Here is a 21,428-nt window from a genome sequence, read left to right on the forward strand (position 1 = left end):
TGATGGCTCTAATTCAAAAGAGTGAGGCGAATTTGAGTGAAACGTGTACTCGTAAAAGGAATTCAAGGTTATCAACGTTTTATTTCACCGTTAAAACCACCAACATGCCGATTTTATCCGAGCTGTTCACATTACGGGATTGAAGCGATTGAAAAGCATGGAGCCATCAAAGGGAGCTATTTAACCGCACGTCGGCTTATTCGGTGTCAACCGTTCCATCCAGGTGGCCTAGATTATGTACCGGATACATTCGATTGGAAAGCGCCTTTGCAACGAGAAAAACCAGAGTCGCAGCGAGACGATTAAGTTCGTCTCGCTGTTTTTATACAGAAGATTTATTTGATTATTGTTTTAGTACAATACTTTTGCATTGTTCTAAGTATTCTGAAAAAATAGAAGCGTACACTATTCTTCGGGGAAGGGGATACTTTATTATGGGGCAATCATTTAGTGAATGGGTGAGTACGGCATCCAACTTTGTATGGGGACCACCGCTCTTGATTTTGCTTGTGGGGACAGGCATTTACTTGACGGTGCGTCTAGGTGGGATTCAAGTTACTAAATTACCGTATGCATTGAAATTGGCGTTCTCAAAAAACCAAGATCAATCTTCGAGAGGGGACATCAGTCACTTCCAAGCCCTCATGACCGCCCTTGCGGCAACCGTCGGTACGGGGAACATCGTCGGGGTGTCGACAGCGGTTGTATTAGGAGGTCCGGGTGCGATCGTCTGGATGTGGGTCTCTGGATTCTTTGGGATGGCGACAAAGTATGCGGAAGCGGTCCTTGCCGTCAAATATCGGGTGACCGATGAACGAGGTCAGATGGCCGGTGGGCCGATGTACTATCTAGAACGAGGATTGAATCAGCGCTGGTTAGCGGTCGCTTTTGCGGCATTCGCATCCATTGCGGCGTTTGGTATCGGAAACGGGGTTCAGACAAACTCCGTCGCATTGGCGCTTAAAACGACATTCGACGTACCATTATACATATCAGGGATCCTCATTATGATTTTTACGGGTGCCGTCATCTTAGGAGGCGTTCGATCTATAGGGAAAGTGGTCAGTTACTTTGTACCTGTTATGATCGCCTTCTACTTAGGTAGCGGTTTAGTCATCATGATTATGAACTACTCATTGATTCCGGATGCGTTCTCACTCATCTTTAGCAGTACGTTCAGTGCGGAAGCTATCGGTGGGGGGGCAATTGGGGCTGCAATCCGTTATGGCGTCGCACGCGGTGTGTTTTCGAACGAAGCGGGTCTCGGCTCTGCCCCGATCGCTGCAGCAGCAGCGAAAACGGACATGCCGGGTCGTCAGGCACTCGTCTCGATGACACAAGTCTTCTTAGATACGCTTGTCGTCTGTTCGGTGACAGGATTGACACTCGTCATGGGTGGCCAAATCGGTACGGGATTAGAAGGGGTTGAATTGACTTCGGCTACATTCGAATTATTCCTCGGTCCTGCGGGGGGATATATTGTCACCATTGGCCTTGTTTTATTCGCCTATTCGACAGTGCTCGGTTGGTCTTATTACGGGGAACGCTCGATTCATTACTTATTTGGGCAGAAGTCAATCATTCCATATCGGATTGCCTTTGTCCTTGTGGCGGGGCTAGGTGCCATGACGACCAATCTGAACTTAGTTTGGGCACTGTCCGATGTCTTTAACGGTCTGATGGCCATCCCGAACTTGATTGGTCTTCTCTTCTTGTCAGGTGTCGTCATCGCGGAAACGAAACGCTTCAATCAACAACTTGAAATTGAAAATCGAAAAGTGTCTTAAATGATCAGACGCCAGCCTCATGAATCCGAGGGTGGCGTCTTTTGTTTTGCTTCTAATTCATCGAGCCGTGCTTTTTGTAAGTGGTCGAATACCTTTGTGATAAAGCCGACCATGATACCGACACCCGTGATGACATAGCCGATTGTGAAGATTTTCCCGATGTCGGTCTGCGGTGCAAAATCACCATACCCGATCGTCGTTAATGTGATGACACTAAAATAGAGTGCATCTAACCATCGCATCGCCTCGAATCGTGTATAAAAAAGTGTGCCGGACAGAATGGTGAGAAAGGCGAGGCTGAATAACACTTGGAACTCAGGGTCACGCAGTCCGCGCCAAATACCTCGTACGATTCGACGTAAAGTCAGTAAGAACGGTAGCATATCACTCGCTCCTTTCGATATTAGGTTTGTTCGCTAACAACAGGGGAACATCCTTTGTAGTTCGAAAAAAGAGAAAGGGTGAGATAGATGGCAAAAGTCATACCGAAGCAAGAAGGACTCGACCATAGTGTCGATTTTTTACGAGAGGGATATTTGTTCGTCGCCAATCGACGGAAGAGCTTTCAATCCGACATCTTTGAGACGCGCCTGCTCGGGGAGCGTGTGATTTGTCTTGGGGGAGAGGACGCAGCTGCCTTGTTTTATGATGCGGACAAATTTACACGTCAGGATGCCGCGCCGAAGCGTCTTCTCAAAACACTATTCGGGGAAGATGGGGTGCAAACATTGAATGGGGCGGCACATACGCTCAGGAAACGTATGTTCATGTCCTTGATGACAAAAGAGAACATCGATCGTCTGCTTCGGCTGACGGACCGTGAATGGAGACGAATCCGACATGCTGAAGAAGAAATCGTTTTGTATGACGAGGCGCAACAGGTATTGATGAAAGCTGTCTGTGAGTGGGCTGGAGTTCCACTTGAGCGAGACGAAGTAGCGAAGCGGACCGATGAAATGAGATTGTTATTTGAATCGGGTACCTCCCTAGGTCCGACGTATGTGCAAGGTCGGAAAGCACGAAGTTCCGCTGAAGCGTGGATTCGACAAATGGTCAAAGAAGTACGGTCAAATCGATTGTTACCGAATAAACAGACGGCACTTTATGAATTTTCGTGGCATCGTGATGAATCTGGTGAGCTGTTGCCTGAAGAAGTAGTGGCTGTTGAAGTGTTAAACATTTTGCGACCGACTGTTGCCATCTCGGTCTATGTCCTCTTTACGGTCTTAGCGCTTCATCAATTCCCTAAAGAAAGAGAACGAGTAGGGCAAGGACAGATTTCAAAAACGGCCTTTGTCCAAGAAGTGAGACGTTTCTATCCATTCTTTCCGGTTGCGGCAGCTCGGGTCGACACCGATTTTGAATGGGACGGATACGCGTTTACTGAAGGAACGCTGACGCTCCTTGATCTCTATGGAACAAACCACGACTCCTCGATTTGGACAGAACCCGATCAATTTGATCCTGCTCGTTTTATGGACTGGAAGGAGAGTCCGTTCAATTTTATCCCGCAAGGAGGGGGAGATGTAGATTTTGGACATCGTTGTGCAGGGGAGCACGTGACGATTGCAATCCTCGAACAAGTCATTGAATTGTTTACCGAAGAGTTCTCGTATACTGTTCCTCCTCAAGACTTGAGTTATAGCTTCGTTGATATGCCGAGTCTACCAAAAAGTAAACTGCGATTGACTGATGTAAAATAATTCGAATATGCAAACGCCTACTCTTGATTGAGTAGGCGTTTTGTATGGGGTACGGTTTATTTCGTTTGCAAATTTAGACGCTTTGATATCGGACGGATGGGGACGGATGGGTCAATCATTCGGTTATCCCGTTTCGGTTCATCCGTGCATTCAATCTGCCAATCGGCGTCATGAAGCTCTTTTAGCCCGACAGCAATGTCGTATAACGAATAGTTGGCATTTCCGTTTAGCTGATAGATGCCGGGCCCGCGTTTCGTCAAGATTTCGAATAGAGCTTCTGCTGTATCCGGTAAAAATGAGCAAGATGGATACCAATGCTCACTCGCTTGAATGACACCTCGTTGTTTCATCTCGTTTGTAAAATAGTCCATCATATTGTTCGATCCGGCTTCATCCCCAATTTGCCACCCGAGACGAACAATCTGAGCACCCGGGTTGACGCGAACGATGGCTCGTTCGCAGTCACGTTTATATTTTCCATAGTCATCTTCAGCATCTGGTGCCGTGTCCGATGAGATGGGTCCGGTCACATCATCTGAAAAAATCGACACTGTACTCGTGAACAAGAACGGAATCTTCATCTCCCCGCATAAACGAGCGAGCGTCTCAGCCCATTCAACCGGTCCCATACCGATATGTAAAAAATAATCCGGACGGACGCTTTCAATGAATTGTCGCATCTCCTGTTCGTCTGTCGTAGACACTTGCTCACGATTCCATGCAATCCCTTCAATGCCATGGCGCTGTAAAGTTTCGGCAACAACCGGTGCTACCGTGCCGTTCATTCCAGTAATAATTGCTCTCATTTCGTTTCGCCCCTTTCTCTTTATATGATGCCACAAAACGAGTGCAGACAAACTACCGTTGTGGGCAGCTATGCTAGACTAAATGATGGAGGGATCAATCATGAAGATACGACAAGCGACAAAACAAGATAGTAAACAAATTGCACCCCTCATGTATCAGGCGATACATGAGATTGCGTACACGTTGACGGGATCGACGTATACCGATGAAGTATTAGAGCGATTGGCGATGTGGGTGGAGAAACCGAAGAATCGTTTAAGCCACGAAAACATATGGGTCGCCGATATAGAAGGGGAAGTAGCTGGCATGATCATTTCGTATCGAGGGGACGAGGCGGAAGCATTAGATCGTCCGATTCGGGAATGGTTGACGGCACATGGGAGCGCGACGGAATTAGATGTCGAGACGGAAGGGTTCGTTCAATATATCGATTCGCTGGCTGTCGCGGAGGCATTCGGAGGTCGTGGAATCGGAACGAAGTTAATCGAACATATTGTGACGGTCGCAAAGGAACGGGGTGTACCCGTCGTCACATTGAATGTAGACCAAGAAAATCCTGCGGCGCATCGCTTATATACTCGTCTCGGATTTCAAAAGGAAAAGGAAATCGACATTTCGGGAGCGCGATTTGACTATATGAAAAAAGAAGTCGATTCGACTCCATTCTCGGTCTAAAAGCGGATGCGCAAATAATTGTTCTCGACTATACTAAATGCTTGAAGAAAGATACACGCAAAGGAGAAATGTTATGGAGTGGAAGAATATTTGGCGAGGGATGGCCATGGGAACGAGTGACTTGATTCCCGGTGTGAGTGGCGGGACAATCGCTGTCATTTTAGGAATCTATGATCAACTCATCGAAGCGATTAGCGGCGTGTTTAGCCGATATTGGAAGAAATATATTGGCTTTTTAATTCCGCTAGCAGTCGGGATGGGAACTGCGATCATCGCATTAAGTCACCTCATTGAATACTTATTGCTGGAATATCATGAACCGACACAATTTTTCTTCATCGGGTTGATCTTAGGAATCATTCCTTTATTGTTCGTGGAATTCCAATCTCGGACGTCGATTCGCCCGATTCATGTCATCGCGATGATTGTCGCAACTTTACTCATCGCAAGCATGGCATTTTTGAATCCTGTTGACTCATCTATCATTACAGACGTGACGTTTGGAACCGCGCTCTTGTTGTTCTTTTCGGGATGGCTTGGTAGTATGGCGATGTTACTCCCTGGAATCAGCGGGTCGTTCGTCTTACTATTGATTGGCGTTTATCCAACGGTCATCAGTGCGATCTCCAATTTCAACCTGATGATTATCGGGATTGTCGGTGCGGGTGTTGCGGTCGGATTTATTGTGAGCAGTAAAGTCATTCGCTACTTATTGGCGAATTTCCCGGGAATGACGTTCTCCGTCATTATCGGATTAGTCATTGGTTCGCTCGCTGTCGTGTTTCCTGGCCTCCCGAATTCAGGAATCATGTGGGTACTCAGTATCTTCGCATTCATCGCAGGAGCCGTCGTCGTCCGATTACTCAGTAAATATGCTGTCTAAACAACGAAGGAGTCTGGCGATGAGCCGGATTCCTTTTTAATAGATAAAGGGAAAAAGACGTTTGCGCGTTTTCGACCAAGATTGGTAAGACTGACCGAAATGATGGACAAGCATGCCTTCTTCGATTCGAATTCGATACAATAACGCGAGTGAGGTAAGACCTGCACCGATAAAGGCAATGCCCCAATGAATAAAATATAGCGAAAACCCGAACGAGATCAATAATAACCCCGTGTATAGGGGATGACGTAAAAAACGGTAAGGGCCTGAACTGACAAGCTTGTCTTCCGGTCGAACAACGACGTGTCGTGTAAATTGATGACGCAAATGAAAAATTCCCCAATAGCGTAACGACACACCGGCTATGTAAAAAGTAAGTCCAATCATGCGCTGAAGCGTTGAGGGTTGTGATTCGAAAATGATAGAGGAGACAATCGACAAGGTGAACACACCAATCATCGCCGCTGCTACGAAGTAGAAGCTCTTTCGCTCGACATTATCATCTGTTGCCTCGTTCCGGTTACGAAATCGCCACGTCTCAATTAGCCAAAAAAATGACACGACAATTAATAGGAGATTCATCCAATCCATCACATACATCCTCCCTTTTGATTCATGTTTTCATTACCCGACCTTCGCCTAGGAAAAACCAAATGCACAACGACTATCTTCGAAAAAAAATTGTCAAAGCGATTGAAACAGGTTATCATCTAATGAGAATGATTATCATTTTTATATACAGAGAGGAAGGGTGCGACGATGAACGAGGAAGTATTCGACGTGACGATTATCGGTGGGGGACCTGCTGGATTGTATGCCGCTTTTTACAGCGGTTTACGAGGCATGAAGACAAAAATAATCGAATTTCAACCTTTTTTAGGTGGGAAAGTACACGTCTATCCAGAGAAAATGGTCTGGGATGTAGGTGGACTCCTTCCAACGACTGGGGCAAAACTGATTGACCAACTCGTCGAGCAGGGTCTCACCTTCTCTCCGACGGTCCTTCTTGGCGAGAAGGTGGAGTCGATTTCCAAACGCTCAGACGATTTATTCGGAATTGACACGACGAACGGTCATCACATTTCTAAAACTGTCATCGTTGCGACCGGGAGCGGAATCCTCAAACCTCATAAGGTTGAAGTGAGCGGAGCGGAGCGGTTCGAATTGTCGAACCTCCATTACACGGTTAAATCACTTGAACGCTTTAAAGGCAAGCGTGTCTTGATATCGGGTGGCGGCAATAGTGCTGTGGATTGGGCCAATGCGCTCGAGCCCATTGCAGAGCAGGTCGTGTTGACGTATCGAAAAGAAGAACTCAGTGGACATGAGGCGCAAGTGGAAAAAATTAAAGAGAGTAGAGTCGACTGTTGCCCTCAATCTACAGTAACAGATTTGATTTCTCACGATGGGAAATCGATTCAACAAGTTCTTTTGACTCATGTCGAATCAGGAGAGACGAACGTAATCGACGTCGATGAAGTGGTCATCAATCACGGATATGAGCAAGACGCGGAGTTGCTTCGGAACAGCGAACTACAGGTCGACATGAAGGATGGGTTTTATGTGAAAGGGAATTCAGGTAGCGAGTCATCCGTACCGGGATTGTATGCTGCCGGTGATATCCTCACGCATGAAGGGAAAGTACATCTGATCGCGGGAGCGTTCCAAGATGCGGCGAATGCGGTGAATCGGGCCAAAACCTACATTGATCCAAATGCGACCGCTACCGCAATGGTGTCCTCGCACAACGAACGGTTGAAAGAGAAAAATCGTCAAATGATAGAAGGAACCATGTTAAAGCAGTGAGAGAGATCCTCTCACTGCTTTTCTTTAGGATAATCACAAAGTTCAGTAATTACACCGCCTGAATGACGGGGATCCATATAAATCAGTCGTCTTCCTTTTGCCGTGGTACGCAGTGTGTCTTCTAAAAAGGTGATGCCATTCTGTTTATGGGTGGCGATTGCTTCGTCTAAGTCGTCTACACGATATGCGATATGGTGAACCCCTTTTCCTCGAGCTTTCATGAATCGAGCGATCGGGCTCGTCTTGCTTGTCGGGAGTAATAATTCGATGACGTCCTCTCCGATGTGGATGACGGCAAGCTCGGTCTCAACCCCAATTGCCGTGTTCGTATAGCGATCCACGAGTTTTCCTCCTAAGACGGTCGTATAGAATTCAATCGCCTCGTCTAAATCTCGGACGGCGATTCCAGTATGATCAATATGCATAAACATCCCTCCTCACTTCACAGTGTGCCTAAAGTTGAACAAAATGTCACTTCACAACGTTTCAAGCGTATCCGATATAATAGAAGAGGGAGGGACCGCGAAATGAACGGAAAAATCACGATGGGTTTGGTGGGCGCATTCGCCCTAGTATCATTTGTGTTTGGACTCTCGCTTGCGACATTTGTCGATTATCGCATCAACGAAGAACAGGTCGTACTTGAAAAGTTGACCACCCATAAACAGATTGGTCCGACGGAGTTGCTGTCTACCGAGGTCGATTTTCATTTGAATGGATCGAATTATGCGATTCGTTTCAAGGATGAACCGAACATCACGTATTGGTTTAATGTCGTCGATCGCAAAATCAAATTTGATCGAATTGAATCGCTCGATTTGAGAGACACGGGACTCCGGACAGAACTGTTTAAGGAAATGCCGCCTTTGGCGATGGATGCGACAACTGCTGCAGAATAAAAGACGTCGAATGAACCACTTTTTCCAATGAGAAAGAGTTGGCTGACTCGACGTCTTTTGTCATTTATGAATAAATCGGAGTCGGTGGAACTTCCTGAGTGAAGACATAGCTACTGGCGTTTGAGACTTGAGCGCCATGTTGTCGAAGGGCGTACGTCAAATCAGGTTGCAGACTTGTTGCGGAGATTTGAGCTTCATCGATGTAGCGAAACCCATAGAAAAATTTATGTTGAAGGAAAGAGATGGCTTCTCGTATCTGTGGAGCCTCGCACTCTAGATGCATCTCTTGTATAGAGAGATGATACATATGTAATCGTACTTTCATGAAGCCGATTGGTTGTTGACACCACTTTAATGTGTAGAAAAGCGTTTGTTGGCGAGATTCTTGTGCGAATCGTTCATCAGTCATCGGAACGGCTTCCGGAAGAGTATGACTGTAGGTATTTCGAGATACGAGCCATTCCGCTCTTTTTGCGTAATTCATCAACTCGAGTGTCCAGTATTTATGGGTATTCTTCTCGCATGGAATGAGAGGCAGTCGATAGGTATTCGTTTGATGGAAGTATTGAAAACCGGCCGCTTCATAAACTCGAAATTTATCTTGATTCTGTGTATCGTGCTCTTGAAGATAGTAGGTGATTGGATGTTTTGTTTCTCGACTTCGCTCATAGGTGATTCGATTGAGAAGTCCGTGAAAGACATGGCGATCGTTATATGTCGCTTGAGAGAGTTGAATCGAGTGAAACGCTTCAAGTTGTTCATCGTTCGCGACGATGGATGCTAGCGGAGTCTTCTTGTTTAATGCAACGTATACATGATGATGATGAGGAGGCGAAAGGAGAATGGGGGATTTGGTAAAAGAGTATAACGTTTGAATGGAAATACGTTCTTGTAATGGTAATTGCCTGCATTCTACAAAACGTAGTGCTCGTTTCACAGAGAATCCTTCTTTCTTCATTGGATGATGAATCTATATAGATTGTAAGCGTTATCTAGTCGATTCGTGTATGGCGTTATTATGACACCTGATTAAAGAAAAAGTAATGAACTCCATGAAAAGAAAATAGAAAAATAGATTGTAATCATTGAATATAGGAAAACCGGTCCATCTCGATTCTTGAAGTGTGAGTTTCATCAAATGTCGCGGCATCGGATGACACAGACGTGCTATACTTATTCACAATGAAACCAAAGAGTAGGAGTTTATCATGAAATATATCTATCAGTTGATATTGGCCACTGTATGTTGGATGACCGTGATCCCGTCTACTGTGATAGCCGAGACAGAACCGGTGGTCATCCATGAGAATATCATTGTAGAAGAAGACGTTGAGATCCAGGAAGGGTTTCAATCGCCGAATGAGATGGTTTATGTATTCGTATTAATCGTCCTGTTATCTGTTATCGGGTTGGGAATCATGAATACGATTGAATAACGTGAAATCGTTCACAAAAATGCAATAAGTGATTTGGTAACGGTTACAATTGTTCATTTATACTACTAGATGTAGGGAGAAAGTTCTGCACCAACTTTCTGTCCTCCTTTTCAAATGAACACCCCTCGTTCATATCATGTATTGGAGTCAATCGATCCCATCGATTGACTCCCTTTTTTTAAAAGCGAATTCGTTTTTCTTTGGCAATGCGCTTTAAACGTTTCGTTTCATTGGTGTGTCCGTGGCTCTCTAAAAAGTCGACATAGACCCGAAATGGTTCGGAGCGATGGGAAAAGAATGGTATATATTCGGAGAACAGTTTTTGTTCCGCCTCTTTTAAGTTGCCTTCCGCCACAAGCAGGCGAAGTTCTAGCATTTTCAGTGCTTGATAATTTTCGAGCGCTGTATCTTCTGTTTGAGATTTTTCTAACATGCGATCGCAAAGCTTTAAAAGTCGGGAGTGAAGAATTTTTCTTGTGTTGGCAGGACTGTGTTCGATGGGTAACGTTGAGAGTAATTCGATTCGTGTAGAATCAACATCTTTTGGCACGTGGAGTGCGGTGTATAAAGCGCGGTCAATCCAAACGGTATCAATCGGGGCGTCAAGCTGATAAAAGTGGATCAGTTTTTGGAGCATGGTGACTTGTGAAATTTTTAAGAGTCGGAACGGATCACTCGTTGAAAAGAGAGGTTCTTCTCCGGCCGATGTAGATAACAAGTAAAATATTTCTTCATACATTGTTCGCGCTTCTGCGTGTTCTTCTGCATAATGACCGAGGTCACGGATAATTTTTTTAGCATGAATGTACCAATTTTTTTGGTCGCGTTCAGACATGACCTGATTTTGGCGAATGTATAAATGTTCGTACGCGGAATCGACGAATCGTTCAGCCAATGTAAGAGTTTGTGAGAGCGAATGTCGCTCTTCAGAATGTTTTTTTTCTTTATAACGCGTGAACTGACTAATCATAAAGTCGAACTCTTGGTCGTCAATCACATTTTTAGGAGTATGGCGGTACATTTCAACAAGTAAATCGCGTAATGTGGCCTCACCGTATTGTTCTAACAACACGCGTAATTTCCCGATGCGCATCAGCTCTCCTCCTTTCGTATATATGTGAGAATCGTACATTCGATTTGGGCAGACACCAATTATTATTCCTTTCCCGGTTTTCATCTGAAACAATCCTTTCCTCTCATGCTTAAGACGGATTTTAACAAGAACCGTTGTCAGACGAAGGTGGGTTCGGGATAATAGAGAAAAATTGATAAAGTTGAGGACTAAATGATGAAAGATGATAAACGTTTATCACGAGTAGAACGCAGAAAGCGTGAACTCGAACAACAAGAGCAAGAAAAGTCGATTCAACCGGACGAGCAGTGGATGGGCGAACCGTCGCAACAGGAACATCGGGAGCAGATGTCTGATCAGTCCGAACATCCATTTTTAAATGAATCGTCTCGAGAACCAGCACAATCGGGGAGCAAGAAATCGAAAGCGCGCCGAAAACAGATGCCACGAATCCCGTCGCTTTCGAAACGAAAGACGACTCGACGAAAATCGAACCAAGCGACGCAACCATCCAAACCCTCGAATCCACAAAAGCGAGAAGTGGATTCAGCGTCAAAATCACCAAGCAAACGAAAGCGAAAGTGGAAAGGGAAAGTCGCTCTACTTCTCCTAATCGCCTTGCTTGTCGCCGGATACGTGGCGACCTCCCCGTTCACGTTCCTGATCATGGGAAGTGATGCACGTGTAGGGGAATCGCTGTCGGGATCTCGTACAGACTCCTTGCAGTTGATGGAGTTCGTCCCCCGATCACGTACGGTTCAAAATGTATCGATTCCACGGGATACGTATACGCCCATCCCGTGTGAACCTGACCGAGAAGGAGATAAAATTACGCACGCCTTTGCCTATGGCGGAGCGGAATGTACAATCGGTGCTGTCGAAGAATTGACGGATGCCTCGGTCGATGGACAAGTCGTCATCACATTCGAATCGTTTATGGAATTGATTGATTTGATTGGCGGAGTCAACGTCACGGCGACGCATTCGTTCAGTGAGAAAGGGTTTAACCAGACGTATGAATATACGGAAGGTGTTTCTTATGCGATGGATGGAGACATGGCGCTTGCCTATGCGAGACACCGTAAAACGGATACGGACGGTGCCCGCTCTAATCGTCAGACAGAAGTCATGACGGCTGTTGCAGAAAAATTGGCAAGTCCATCAGGATGGACAAAAATTCCGGCGACATATCGCTTCATGAAAGAAGAGATGGGGTTAGAGATGAACGTCTTACAAATGGCCTCTGTCGGATTGACGATGATCTCGAATCCTGAGGTGAACAAGATGCAAGTCGAGGGTCAAGATGCCTACATCAATGACATCTATTATTATGAGCCGCTAGAAGAAAGTGTGCAGGCGATTCGTGATGCCCTTGATTTATCCATTTGGGGCACTGTCAGATAATTTAAAGAAAAGGGTTTGATTCTGACTTGAAAGAGGAATTTTAAACAAATGAACTACTCTTTTGAGGAGGGAAATTTGAATGAAAGTTTTAGTCATTGGAGCAACAGGAAAGATCGGGAAACGTGTACTGAAGAGTCTGGCGAAAACCCATCAAGTGACCGCTTTAATTCGTTATCCTGAACTACAAGCAGAGTATGAAAAAATGGGTGCGCATGTATTGACGGTTGACGTCGAGAACGAACTTGAGAAGAAAGTTCATGAGGCGACGAGCGGGCAAGACGCTGTGATTATCGCAGCAACTGCCGGTGCGGACGGTTCGAGCGCTGAAATCGAACTGCTTGACCGAAACGTCGCGATGAATGCCATCGATGCTGCGAAGAAAGAGCGGGTGCGTCATGTCGTCTTGCTGAGTGCATACGGCGCAGACCAACCGAACGCAGCTCCAAAAGAGCTCTTTAACTTTTTGTCAGCCAACAATGCCGCCGATGAATATATTGAACACAGCGGTTTGAATTATACGATCATTTGCCCAGTGGCGATTGTCGATGAACCGAGTAAAGGTTCAATCGAAGCATCTGAAGACTTGAGTGATGCGGATGGAGCGACGATTTCTGAAACGGATGTCGCAACGGTCATCGCAGCATCTCTCGACAACCGAGGTTTGTATGGTCGTCGAATTGAAATCAAATCTGGCAGTACGCCGATTAACGAAGCGCTTGATTTTGAAGGACGTGGAGAAGTGGCGAACGGAGGAAGAACGACGTTACGTCGCCCACAACGATCATAACGAACTGAGGAGAAGATGACATGGAACGAAAGTTATATAAAGACCCGAGTAATCAAATGATTGCGGGAGTGTGTTCCGGACTCGGAAACTATTTAAAAGTTGATGTCACCATCATGCGCGTTCTGTTCGTAGCGATGGCACTTCTAGGAGGTCCGGGACTCCTCATCTATATCATTCTAGCAATCATTATGAAAAAACCACCATCAGAATATGAAGTGGAACAGGAAGATCGTTTCTAACAAAAAAGCAAACCGACGTCTCGTCGGATTGCTTTTTTATTTCTCTACATATAAGGTGTAACTCGCTTCAAACGTCTCGTTTGGCGAAAGGAGTTGAATTCCTTCTTTGTGAAGGAAGTCTTTTCGGTGCCCTTTATAATCTGCATGTCCGAACCAAGGTTCTAAACAGACGAAAGGAGCTTCTTTATGCGGTGGGGACCAAATACCAAAATGAGTGAAGGACGGGCTTTCCATCACAATAGCCGTTCCTGTTGGTTGATGTCGGAGTGCGGCATACTCGATCTTCTCAAAGATCAGCGCATCGTCATCGAACAATGATCGGGTGAGGGGAATGTACTGACGCTCTCCGAGTGGTTGATACGCGCCTGTCAAATAAGGACCTTCTAACAGATAGCGATCGAGTGAGCGGACTTCCCCGAAATCAATCGTATAGTCCTCGAATGTCCCGCCATTGAACGGGACATTAAACGCAGGATGACCGCCAAGGCTAAACGGTAACACCATATCGCCTGGGTTATGCACACGATACGTCACGAGCACTTCTTCACCGACTAGTTGATACGAGACGGTTAATGTAAATGGGAATGGATAGTGTTGACGCGATTCCGATGTATCATTCAAAGTGAATCGAACCGACGTGGCAGATGATGATTCGATGTCAAACGTGGCGTCGCGGGCGAAACCGTGTTGGCTCATCGTATAGGTGTTTCCGTCGTATACATACTGATCATCAAGCAACCGACCGACAATTGGAAAGAGAATTGGAGCTTGTCTCCCCCAATAGGTCGGATCACCTTGCCATAAATATTCATGTCCGGATACTTTCCAACTCGTCATCTCAGCACCTTGTGCCTTTAGGGTAATCTGTATTTTTTCGTTTTGAAGTTGCACGATCTACACGCTCCTTTACGGTTTATGATAAGTTAAGTGTAGAAATCTTACGTAAAACAAACAAGGGGTAAATCATGCGCTTACAAAGAATTGTAGTGGGAACGCTAATCCTTCTATTGATTGCAGGACTTGCTTATAAGGGATATGACGAATATATGACGTCGTTAGAGAAAGACCAGACAGCCCCCATCGTCCAAGATGAATCGGTGTTAGGGGGGCTTGAAGTGGGACAACAAGCGCCTAACTTCACACTGAAAACATTGGAAGGGGAGCCACTTACCCTCTCTCAATATCAAGGGAAGCCGGTCGTGATTAATTTCTGGGCATCTTGGTGTCCGCCTTGTAGAGATGAATTTCCGGAGCTTGTGTCTTTTGAAGAGACCACAGCGATTCCCGTTCTCGGAATAAATGTGACGAAGAATGAACGTCGTGGAAAAAAAGACGTTGAAGCCTTCTTAGAAGAGTATCCGGTTGAGTTTCCCGTTTTGTTAGATGAAGAAGCAACTGTCGAACAGCAATATCGTGTCGTAGCATTACCGACAACGTACGTGCTCGATGAAAATGGTATCATCGTCGCGAAGAAAACAGGTCCTGTCGACGAGGCATGGCTTCGAGAACAAATTGATGCAGAAAGGTAATCTCTAAAAAAAGCTGAACGATTTGCCCGATAGATTTGGGCAAATCGTTCAGCTTTTATAATGTTGCTTGATCAATGCATCAAAGTTGGGAGTCATATCTTCTTCTAGATAGTAATGATGATTGTCTCGGATGATTGTATCACCAACACGTGCTTCGGACGGTAGGAATCGTCTAGGGATGAAACTTGAGCCGTTATTCCATCTCAATACGGCATATTTTCCCTCGATTCGTACCAATGTACCGTACTTAATCATACCTCTTCCTCCTCGACGAGCAGCTTCTGTCTCTTTTTTATCCTTACACCTCTATTCCCAAATTACACAAAAGCTACACATCTTTACAAACGTCTGTACAGTCAGAGTAGATGTATTGTGGTAAATAACGGAAAGGATACGTTATGGTAAATGTGAAAGAAGTTTGAAGAAAACGCTTTCTTTTTTGGGTTCTGTCTTCTATAATGAAACCACGGGGTGATTATGACGAAACTGTGAACAATGGGGGGATGGTCATGTTTTCTTCTGCAATGATTGGGTTACTTGCTTTGACGGGAGTAACTGTCTATGGGGTTGACCGTATGTTCACGGTCCGCTCAGAACGCGTCACAAAGAAATAAATAGGTCTACATAGGGGGAAATCGCAACGTCTTGGGGAGACGTTGCGATTTTTTTAATAGTCTTGCTGACGAGACCGGCGATCGGTCTCTTTTTGTTCTACCATTTTTCGATTCCGTTCATGAACACGGTCGAAAAAAGAATGTTCTGGCCATGAAGAGGACCAATGGCGGTCTTCAGGAAGTGCTAATATATACTCTTCGGCCGCACTCAATCGTTCAATCATCTGACTTCGATTATCGCACAGGTCGCCGTGACCGGGTACGAACCAACGAATCTCATGTTCGTAGATGAGTGATTGTAGCGTCTGTAACGTATCGAGGTATGCCGTGGAATCGTGCTCGATAAAAGGGGGTTCGATGTTTGAACCATAATCCCCACAGACGAGTAGATTCATAGACTCGATGAGAACGGACATATGTGTCGCATCATGACCAGGTGTAGAAAGGAATGTAACCGGTACAGAACCGATTAACAAAGTCTGATCAGGTTCAACGACGAAATCAATATCGGGTTTTTTGATGGGACGATCGATGTAATGCTGCTCATAAAACTTCCTAATCTCATCAAGTTGATCGGACGAGTCTGCCTCAACAAAAGCTTGTGAGGCAATTGTGGTTGCATCCGTAAACCCATAAGCGCCGATGATATGATCGAAATGATGATGCGTAAAGATCACATAGAGCGGACGGTTGCGACGCTGTAACTCGATGTCACGGCGAATCGTCGCAATTTCTTCAGGAAGCCACGTCGGATCAATCAATAAAATGGCATCGGGAGTATCAATGAGGGTTGATGTTGTTCGCATCAACGCACTTTCGTATACGGTGAAAGATTGCAGCTTTGCTTGAATCAATGGGGTTCCTCCTCATTTGATTAGAGTCACTCATTCTTTTCCCAAATTATTTAGAAGAACAACAAAAAAAGCAGAAAGTCTGATGACTTTCTGCTTTTGCAAGGTCTCAACCGTGCAGTGTATGTGTGCGAGAAGTTCTCGCGTATATGTCGATATTGGAGCGGGTGAAGAGAATCGAACTCTCGTCATCAGCTTGGAAGGCTGAGGTTTTACCATTAAACTACACCCGCATTCAAAGAGAAAAATATGGAGCGGGTGAAGGGAATCGAACCCTCGTCATCAGCTTGGAAGGCTGAGGTTTTACCATTAAACTACACCCGCAAAACGTATTTGCTCTTAACGTTACTTTGATATAATAGCATATCGAATTAAATTTGCAAACCCTTTTTTAAAAAACTTTTTAGGTTGCAGAATCCTGTCCACAACGAAGATAATAGAAAAAAGGGGAGAAACAGATATGAGTGAGCGAAAATCCTATTTACGACTGATGGGTGAAGGATTTCGGATGTTGAAGCAATCAAAACAGACGGACACATCGGTGTCTCTCCGGAGCTGGACGTTTTCAATCCATCGCGATCAAGAATGGCACGTTGTGTTGCGCTCGAATCGAATCAAATGGATAGGACTACCGAGTAGAACGTTTGATATCCGTCCGGATGCCATACGCATAGGAGATCTTCAAATCATCCGTCATCATGAATCGAACGAAGTACGTTTGACAATCAATGAAGAATGGGGATTGGAAAATAAGGTTGTTTGTGACAACCTGGAATGGGAAACGTTCGTCGATGCGCTCAAACAAGTGAAGGGGGAGTAAGTGTGAAGGGAGAGAGGTTGTATCGGATGGAAGCCGAGGCTCGAGGGAGTGCTTGGCGTGCCCGAGTTTTAACAGGGATTCAGCGATTTCGATTTTATAAAGGGGAATTACTCGCGCCGACAAACCGACCGTACGTGGTGTTGAGTATCTCGCAAGACGAAGGAGCCTTGCCTGATTTGATTGAAACCGATATGGGCATCCTCTTGATTCATGAGCGAGTGGGACCGATCTTTATGAATGTCTGTCCGTATGACGTTCAGCTCGTTCGGGTCGAGCTTCATACGAGTACTGGGAAAACCGACCGTTACTGCGCGCTCAACATCCTCCGCCGCTTTGAAATCGAATACTTGGAACATTCGAACGAATATCGTCCGCTAAGTGCGGACCGACTCTATTTCCTATCCAATCAAACTGTCCGTATGAACTTATTTGGACATATGATTGCCCAAGACATAAATAGCCAACGTCTTTATGTGACAGAACGATTGAAGTTTGCACTTCAAACGAAAATGGTCACTGGGCTGGCATTTAAGCAAGTAAAGGAGAAAACAGCATGAAAGAGTACGAAATCGATGGGTGGTTCCGCCTGACATATCCGGAACATTATGAATACAGCGAAGAAGAAGATTACGTGAGTTTCTATTCGACAGAGGCGGATGCGCAAGGGACGCTTCAAATCTCAATCTATGAATCAGAAGATTCGCAAGAGCCAACGCAATCTGCCTTGAGCGAGTTAAATACGTTCTTAGGGGAGTTTCCGATTGATGTGAAAGTCGCACCGAGTGTGACTGGTGAGACGTCGAATATGACGACGGCCTACGCGAGTGGGATTGAAGACGGCATGCATTTAGACGTCTGGTCCTTGACCGATGGGAAGCGGCTCTTATTTTTAACTTACGTAGCCGATCAAGTGACCGATGAAAAAATGGAAATCGAGTCCATCATCGATTCAATCGAGTGGACATAAAAGGAGACACGACGCCAACGAGGCGTGTGTCTCTTTTTGTTACTGATATTTTGGTACATCGAAATTGAGTGTGTAAGCATCAAGTGATTGATAGATATTATAGATGCTTGTCGTTTGTTTCGCAGCCCAACCGATATCGGTTGCGTACTGATGTGTTCCTGGTGAAGAAGGATTGAAGCGCATCTTGTACAATGTATTTTGTTTATACGTCGGATGATTGATATAGCTAGCTCCGATCCAGTAAGCCCCACCGATAATCGCTTCCTCCGGAGAGAACCATTTTTGTTCGAAGGCGTATTTAGCACCGTTTCCGAGTGGATTGCTATCGGTTGCTTGAATACCGTACATATTATAGACGGTTGCCGCAACAGGACGTTCTGGATAAATCCGAGTACCACTCGAGTTGATCAATGCATTACCATCTTTATCGACAGGAACTCCTTTTGCGAGAAGGGAAGTGCCATGACCTGTTTCAAGAAGGGCATGCGAGAGAAGATATACTTCGTTCACGCCGTACATACTAGCCGCATCCACGAATGCTTGACCTTGTCCGCTGAGTGTTCCTTTTGATGTGAGGACTTTGTTCAGTGTAGTAGCAGTTGTCCCGGCGCTCTTCGACAAATCTAAGAATTGATAGAATGATCGAGAGTTCGCATCAATCTGACTAGGGTCGACATATGGGAGAAGATCGTCAACTGATGCGCGACGCCATGTATTATCAAACACTCGGATGTTGTGTCCAGCCGGTCGTTTATATGAAATCATGTAGTATGTGCCAGATTGCCCTGTAATCGTAACGGTTTCGCCTGTATTGATTTGACCGTACGCATGAGATGTTAAAATTGGACGGCTCAAAATGTTGGCGGTTCCGACGACTGAACTCGGTGTTACATATCCGGTCATCGTGCCGTATTTTACTTTATACCAAACAGTTGAACCGGAAGTATAACGGTCAACATATTGAATGGACGCACCATATGGGATAGTGATGAGTGAGGACGAGCTTGAAGAAGCCGTCATCTTTAAAGCAGTACCTAAGCCTGAAATGACAGTCATCTCAGATTTCACAATCTTTCCTGTCGAACCGTTGACACTCACCCAAGCGCGAGGTAAGTATGCTTCATCGTATCGATGTGCATCCGTTTGGGCGAATTGAGCTACTTGACGGTCTGCCATCTGTCGAACTGTCATCGGATAACTCGTATACGAGACTTTCTTCGTGATGCCTGTCGCAGGCGGGGTCGTTGTGACAGGGACGACGTAATCCGTATGAATGTAGTTGCCGCTATACGTCCCACTCGTAAGGAGTGCCCAATCTGAACCGACAATCGGTTTAATGTTGACGAGTGTTCCCGTACTTAGCGTTCCGACTTTGTTTGCTGACGTTACTTCAGGTGTAGACCGAACGTTGAGTGGCTCGTTCCCATCTACATAGATACGAACTTGACGTTCTTCTTCGTATTGTTCGTCTGACGGTGGTGTTTTCGAGAAATAGTCCGCCGTCGCATAACCTGTGATTGGACCGTATTCGATTTTAAAGAATCGTTCCGTGAGACCAGATTCCGACACTTGTTGAACTTTCGTACCGAACGGGATGATTGCAATCTTCACTTTTTCCGCATCCGAACGGTTATATAAGACGACATCACGCGTTGTGTAATAATCTGTTTTCACAATGACCTCTGGATTTTTCAATGAGAAGTGACTAGAACCTGCATAACCGGTTTTTCCGTCGTAGCGAATCTTGAACCAAGAGCTAGAGAGGCCGCTTTGCGAGAGTTGCTCCACTTGTGCACCAAACGGAATCGTCGCAATCTTCGTCGCACCGGCTGCAGACGAGCTATACATCGCTACATTTCGAATGGCGAAGTATGGTGTGATTGTCACTTCTTCAGGTGCCTTCGTTGAAAAATGGCGAGCGGCAGCGAAGCCGGTGACTCCATCATATTCAATTTTGAACCAAGAGTCCGATAAGTTGGCGTCCGACACTTGGACGACTTTTGTTCCTTCTTGGATCGTGCGAAGACGGGCCGCTCCGGAAGCAGATGATTCGTATAATACGAGGTCTCGCACCGCATAATAGGTTGTTTTGACAACGGCTTCAGGTTTTGATGTCGAGAAGTTACGTGCGGCCGCATAGCCGACCGTGTCCCCGTACTGAACCTTATACCAAGATGAACTCAAACCGTTTACGTATACACGCTTCACTTCTGCTCCGAGTGGAATGGTCGCAATTTTTGATGCGCCTGTTCCTGATCCGTTGTAAAGCGCAACGTTTTTCACAGCGTAATATGTCGTGACCGCATCGGCTGTGAGTGGTGTTGCTGTAAAATTGCGTGCCGGTGCATAACCGACGAGTGAACCATATTCGATTTTGTACCAAGACCCCGTCGCCCCTAAAGAGTCCAAGTATGTGACTTTTGCGCCTTCTGGAATCGTCGCAATTTTTGATGCGCCAGTGCCGGTCTTATCATACAGAACGGCTGTCGTGGACGCGTAAAATGTAGGGCTCGTTTCGCTAAAGTATCGTGCCGCCACATATCCTGTATATGTACCGAATTGTACTTTATACCAAGATCCTGTAGCACCATGCGTCGAGAGATGCGTCACGAGCGATCCTTTTGGGATGACCGTTTCGATGGAAGCAGACGTCGACATCGAAGAACGAAGATTAACGTTCATTTCAGCGATATATAATGAAGCGGATGTAGCAGACGTGGTAGACGTTTTTCCGAGGGATGATCCCATCGTCAAATATGTAGATGAGACGTATCGTTTTTGACCCTCAAAGTTGATTTGTGCCCATTCATCGTTAACGGCATACACATCTACCGTTGTTCCTTCCGTTAACTTGCCGACGATTGAAGATGTCGTCGACGAATCAGACCGAACATTTAAGATGGGTGTGTTGACTGTTCCTTCAGATGTTGCTGCGTATGATTGGAGTGGTGCGAGAGTGCTCAAAATCGTTCCTGAGACAATCGTAGCTACTCCTAATCGTGAGAGTGTCGATTTCAATATGTTACCCCTTTCGAATGAGAGAGCATGATTTAAATGATTGCGGTCTAAGTATAACGTACTTAAAAAATGGAAAGAAGAAGCAGAATTACAAAAAAGGTAAATGATTAAAATTTCATTTCTAAAATAAG

At 45.5% G+C, this 21,428-nt stretch carries 25 protein-coding genes and 2 tRNA genes; 15 read left to right on the forward strand and 12 right to left on the reverse strand.

Annotated features, from left to right (window positions below; translation table 11 throughout):
• Window positions 1-36: 36 nt before the first annotated feature.
• Complete coding sequence (gene yidD, locus KNO90_RS12515) at window positions 37-306, forward strand: membrane protein insertion efficiency factor YidD (RefSeq protein WP_214742782.1); 270 nt, start codon at window positions 37-39, stop codon at window positions 304-306.
• Window positions 307-434: 128 nt separating this feature from the next.
• Window positions 435-1,787, forward strand: a complete 1,353-nt coding sequence (locus KNO90_RS12520; protein WP_214742783.1) for an alanine/glycine:cation symporter family protein — start codon at window positions 435-437, stop codon at window positions 1,785-1,787.
• 17 nt (window positions 1,788-1,804) lie between these two features.
• Here the strand turns inward: KNO90_RS12520 and KNO90_RS12525 are convergent, their stop codons facing one another.
• A complete protein-coding gene (locus KNO90_RS12525) occupies window positions 1,805-2,170 on the reverse strand; it encodes a potassium channel family protein (protein WP_214742784.1) in 366 nt (121 codons plus the stop codon).
• 87 nt (window positions 2,171-2,257) lie between these two features.
• On the opposite strand from KNO90_RS12525, the gene KNO90_RS12530 reads away from it, so the two are divergent.
• Window positions 2,258-3,490: a cytochrome P450 gene (locus tag KNO90_RS12530; protein WP_215113729.1), complete on the forward strand. Its 1,233-nt coding sequence runs from the start codon at window positions 2,258-2,260 to the stop codon at window positions 3,488-3,490.
• A gap of 56 nt (window positions 3,491-3,546) precedes the next feature.
• Here the strand turns inward: KNO90_RS12530 and KNO90_RS12535 are convergent, their stop codons facing one another.
• Window positions 3,547-4,296: a sugar nucleotide-binding protein gene (locus tag KNO90_RS12535; protein ID WP_214742786.1), complete on the reverse strand. Its 750-nt coding sequence runs from the start codon at window positions 4,294-4,296 to the stop codon at window positions 3,547-3,549.
• Between the two features lie 100 nt (window positions 4,297-4,396).
• Between KNO90_RS12535 and KNO90_RS12540 the strand changes: the two genes are divergently transcribed.
• Complete coding sequence (locus KNO90_RS12540) at window positions 4,397-4,972, forward strand: GNAT family N-acetyltransferase (RefSeq protein WP_214742787.1); 576 nt, start codon at window positions 4,397-4,399, stop codon at window positions 4,970-4,972.
• Window positions 4,973-5,045: 73 nt separating this feature from the next.
• Window positions 5,046-5,855, forward strand: coding sequence for a DUF368 domain-containing protein (locus KNO90_RS12545; RefSeq protein ID WP_214742788.1), 810 nt, complete (start codon window positions 5,046-5,048; stop codon window positions 5,853-5,855).
• Window positions 5,856-5,891: 36 nt separating this feature from the next.
• Here the strand turns inward: KNO90_RS12545 and KNO90_RS12550 are convergent, their stop codons facing one another.
• The gene (locus KNO90_RS12550) at window positions 5,892-6,446 is read right to left on the reverse strand and encodes a methyltransferase family protein (RefSeq protein ID WP_215113730.1); all 555 of its coding nucleotides are present in this window, start codon (window positions 6,444-6,446) and stop codon (window positions 5,892-5,894) included.
• A gap of 168 nt (window positions 6,447-6,614) precedes the next feature.
• Here KNO90_RS12550 and KNO90_RS12555 point away from each other — a divergent pair, with 168 nt between their 5' ends.
• Complete coding sequence (locus tag KNO90_RS12555; RefSeq protein ID WP_214742790.1) at window positions 6,615-7,661, forward strand: NAD(P)/FAD-dependent oxidoreductase; 1,047 nt, start codon at window positions 6,615-6,617, stop codon at window positions 7,659-7,661.
• A gap of 11 nt (window positions 7,662-7,672) precedes the next feature.
• On the opposite strand, the gene mce is transcribed toward KNO90_RS12555, so the two are convergent.
• Window positions 7,673-8,086, reverse strand: a complete 414-nt coding sequence (gene mce, locus KNO90_RS12560) for a methylmalonyl-CoA epimerase (RefSeq protein ID WP_214742791.1) — start codon at window positions 8,084-8,086, stop codon at window positions 7,673-7,675.
• A 102-nt stretch (window positions 8,087-8,188) separates the two neighbouring features.
• Here mce and KNO90_RS12565 point away from each other — a divergent pair, with 102 nt between their 5' ends.
• Complete coding sequence (locus KNO90_RS12565) at window positions 8,189-8,560, forward strand: hypothetical protein (RefSeq protein ID WP_214742792.1); 372 nt, start codon at window positions 8,189-8,191, stop codon at window positions 8,558-8,560.
• A gap of 64 nt (window positions 8,561-8,624) precedes the next feature.
• On the opposite strand, the gene KNO90_RS12570 is transcribed toward KNO90_RS12565, so the two are convergent.
• Window positions 8,625-9,497, reverse strand: a complete 873-nt coding sequence (locus KNO90_RS12570; protein ID WP_215113731.1) for a carotenoid oxygenase family protein — start codon at window positions 9,495-9,497, stop codon at window positions 8,625-8,627.
• A 271-nt stretch (window positions 9,498-9,768) separates the two neighbouring features.
• Here KNO90_RS12570 and KNO90_RS12575 point away from each other — a divergent pair, with 271 nt between their 5' ends.
• A complete protein-coding gene (locus KNO90_RS12575) occupies window positions 9,769-9,996 on the forward strand; it encodes a hypothetical protein (protein ID WP_214742794.1) in 228 nt (75 codons plus the stop codon).
• Window positions 9,997-10,174: 178 nt separating this feature from the next.
• Here KNO90_RS12575 and KNO90_RS12580 read toward each other — a convergent pair whose 3' ends face one another.
• The gene (locus KNO90_RS12580) at window positions 10,175-11,089 is read right to left on the reverse strand and encodes a hypothetical protein (protein ID WP_215113732.1); all 915 of its coding nucleotides are present in this window, start codon (window positions 11,087-11,089) and stop codon (window positions 10,175-10,177) included.
• 195 nt (window positions 11,090-11,284) lie between these two features.
• Between KNO90_RS12580 and KNO90_RS12585 the strand changes: the two genes are divergently transcribed.
• The 3 genes from KNO90_RS12585 (at window position 11,285) to KNO90_RS12595 (ending at window position 13,498) form a co-directional block, all read left to right on the forward strand.
• Complete coding sequence (locus tag KNO90_RS12585) at window positions 11,285-12,472, forward strand: LCP family protein (RefSeq protein WP_251127463.1); 1,188 nt, start codon at window positions 11,285-11,287, stop codon at window positions 12,470-12,472.
• A 79-nt stretch (window positions 12,473-12,551) separates the two neighbouring features.
• Window positions 12,552-13,259 (forward strand): SDR family oxidoreductase, encoded by a 708-nt coding sequence (locus KNO90_RS12590; protein ID WP_214742797.1) that lies wholly within the window; start codon window positions 12,552-12,554, stop codon window positions 13,257-13,259.
• 20 nt (window positions 13,260-13,279) lie between these two features.
• Entirely contained in the window at window positions 13,280-13,498 is a 219-nt protein-coding gene (locus tag KNO90_RS12595) for a PspC domain-containing protein (protein WP_214742798.1), read from the forward strand.
• Between the two features lie 36 nt (window positions 13,499-13,534).
• On the opposite strand, the gene KNO90_RS12600 is transcribed toward KNO90_RS12595, so the two are convergent.
• Complete coding sequence (locus KNO90_RS12600) at window positions 13,535-14,389, reverse strand: aldose 1-epimerase family protein (protein ID WP_214742799.1); 855 nt, start codon at window positions 14,387-14,389, stop codon at window positions 13,535-13,537.
• A gap of 74 nt (window positions 14,390-14,463) precedes the next feature.
• On the opposite strand from KNO90_RS12600, the gene KNO90_RS12605 reads away from it, so the two are divergent.
• Entirely contained in the window at window positions 14,464-15,027 is a 564-nt protein-coding gene (locus tag KNO90_RS12605; RefSeq protein WP_251127464.1) for a TlpA family protein disulfide reductase, read from the forward strand.
• Window positions 15,028-15,075: 48 nt separating this feature from the next.
• On the opposite strand, the gene KNO90_RS12610 is transcribed toward KNO90_RS12605, so the two are convergent.
• From KNO90_RS12610 to KNO90_RS12625, 4 genes are all read right to left on the reverse strand, one after another.
• Entirely contained in the window at window positions 15,076-15,282 is a 207-nt protein-coding gene (locus KNO90_RS12610) for a DUF3006 domain-containing protein (RefSeq protein WP_015880796.1), read from the reverse strand.
• A 412-nt stretch (window positions 15,283-15,694) separates the two neighbouring features.
• Window positions 15,695-16,495 carry an MBL fold metallo-hydrolase gene (locus KNO90_RS12615; protein ID WP_214742800.1) on the reverse strand — a complete coding sequence of 267 codons (801 nt, stop codon included), beginning with the start codon at window positions 16,493-16,495 and terminating at the stop codon, window positions 15,695-15,697.
• A gap of 156 nt (window positions 16,496-16,651) precedes the next feature.
• Window positions 16,652-16,725 (reverse strand) — tRNA-Gly (locus KNO90_RS12620).
• A 17-nt stretch (window positions 16,726-16,742) separates the two neighbouring features.
• Window positions 16,743-16,816: transfer RNA gene (locus KNO90_RS12625), tRNA-Gly, on the reverse strand.
• A gap of 136 nt (window positions 16,817-16,952) precedes the next feature.
• On the opposite strand from KNO90_RS12625, the gene KNO90_RS12630 reads away from it, so the two are divergent.
• From KNO90_RS12630 to KNO90_RS12640, 3 genes are read left to right on the forward strand one after another with little or no spacing between them, the layout of a single operon-like run.
• A complete protein-coding gene (locus tag KNO90_RS12630) occupies window positions 16,953-17,312 on the forward strand; it encodes a hypothetical protein (RefSeq protein WP_214742801.1) in 360 nt (119 codons plus the stop codon).
• Window positions 17,313-17,314: 2 nt separating this feature from the next.
• Window positions 17,315-17,869, forward strand: a complete 555-nt coding sequence (locus tag KNO90_RS12635) for a hypothetical protein (RefSeq protein ID WP_353048496.1) — start codon at window positions 17,315-17,317, stop codon at window positions 17,867-17,869.
• Window positions 17,866-18,279 carry a hypothetical protein gene (locus KNO90_RS12640; protein WP_214742802.1) on the forward strand — a complete coding sequence of 138 codons (414 nt, stop codon included), beginning with the start codon at window positions 17,866-17,868 and terminating at the stop codon, window positions 18,277-18,279. The genes KNO90_RS12635 and KNO90_RS12640 overlap by 4 nt, the downstream gene beginning before the upstream one ends.
• Before the next feature lie 39 nt (window positions 18,280-18,318).
• Here the strand turns inward: KNO90_RS12640 and KNO90_RS12645 are convergent, their stop codons facing one another.
• Complete coding sequence (locus KNO90_RS12645) at window positions 18,319-21,297, reverse strand: SH3 domain-containing protein (protein ID WP_215113734.1); 2,979 nt, start codon at window positions 21,295-21,297, stop codon at window positions 18,319-18,321.
• Between the last annotated feature and the right edge of the window lie 131 nt (window positions 21,298-21,428).

This window comes from Exiguobacterium sp. s63 (assembly GCF_018617335.1).
Taxonomy (GTDB): Bacteria; Bacillota; Bacilli; order Exiguobacteriales; family Exiguobacteriaceae; genus Exiguobacterium.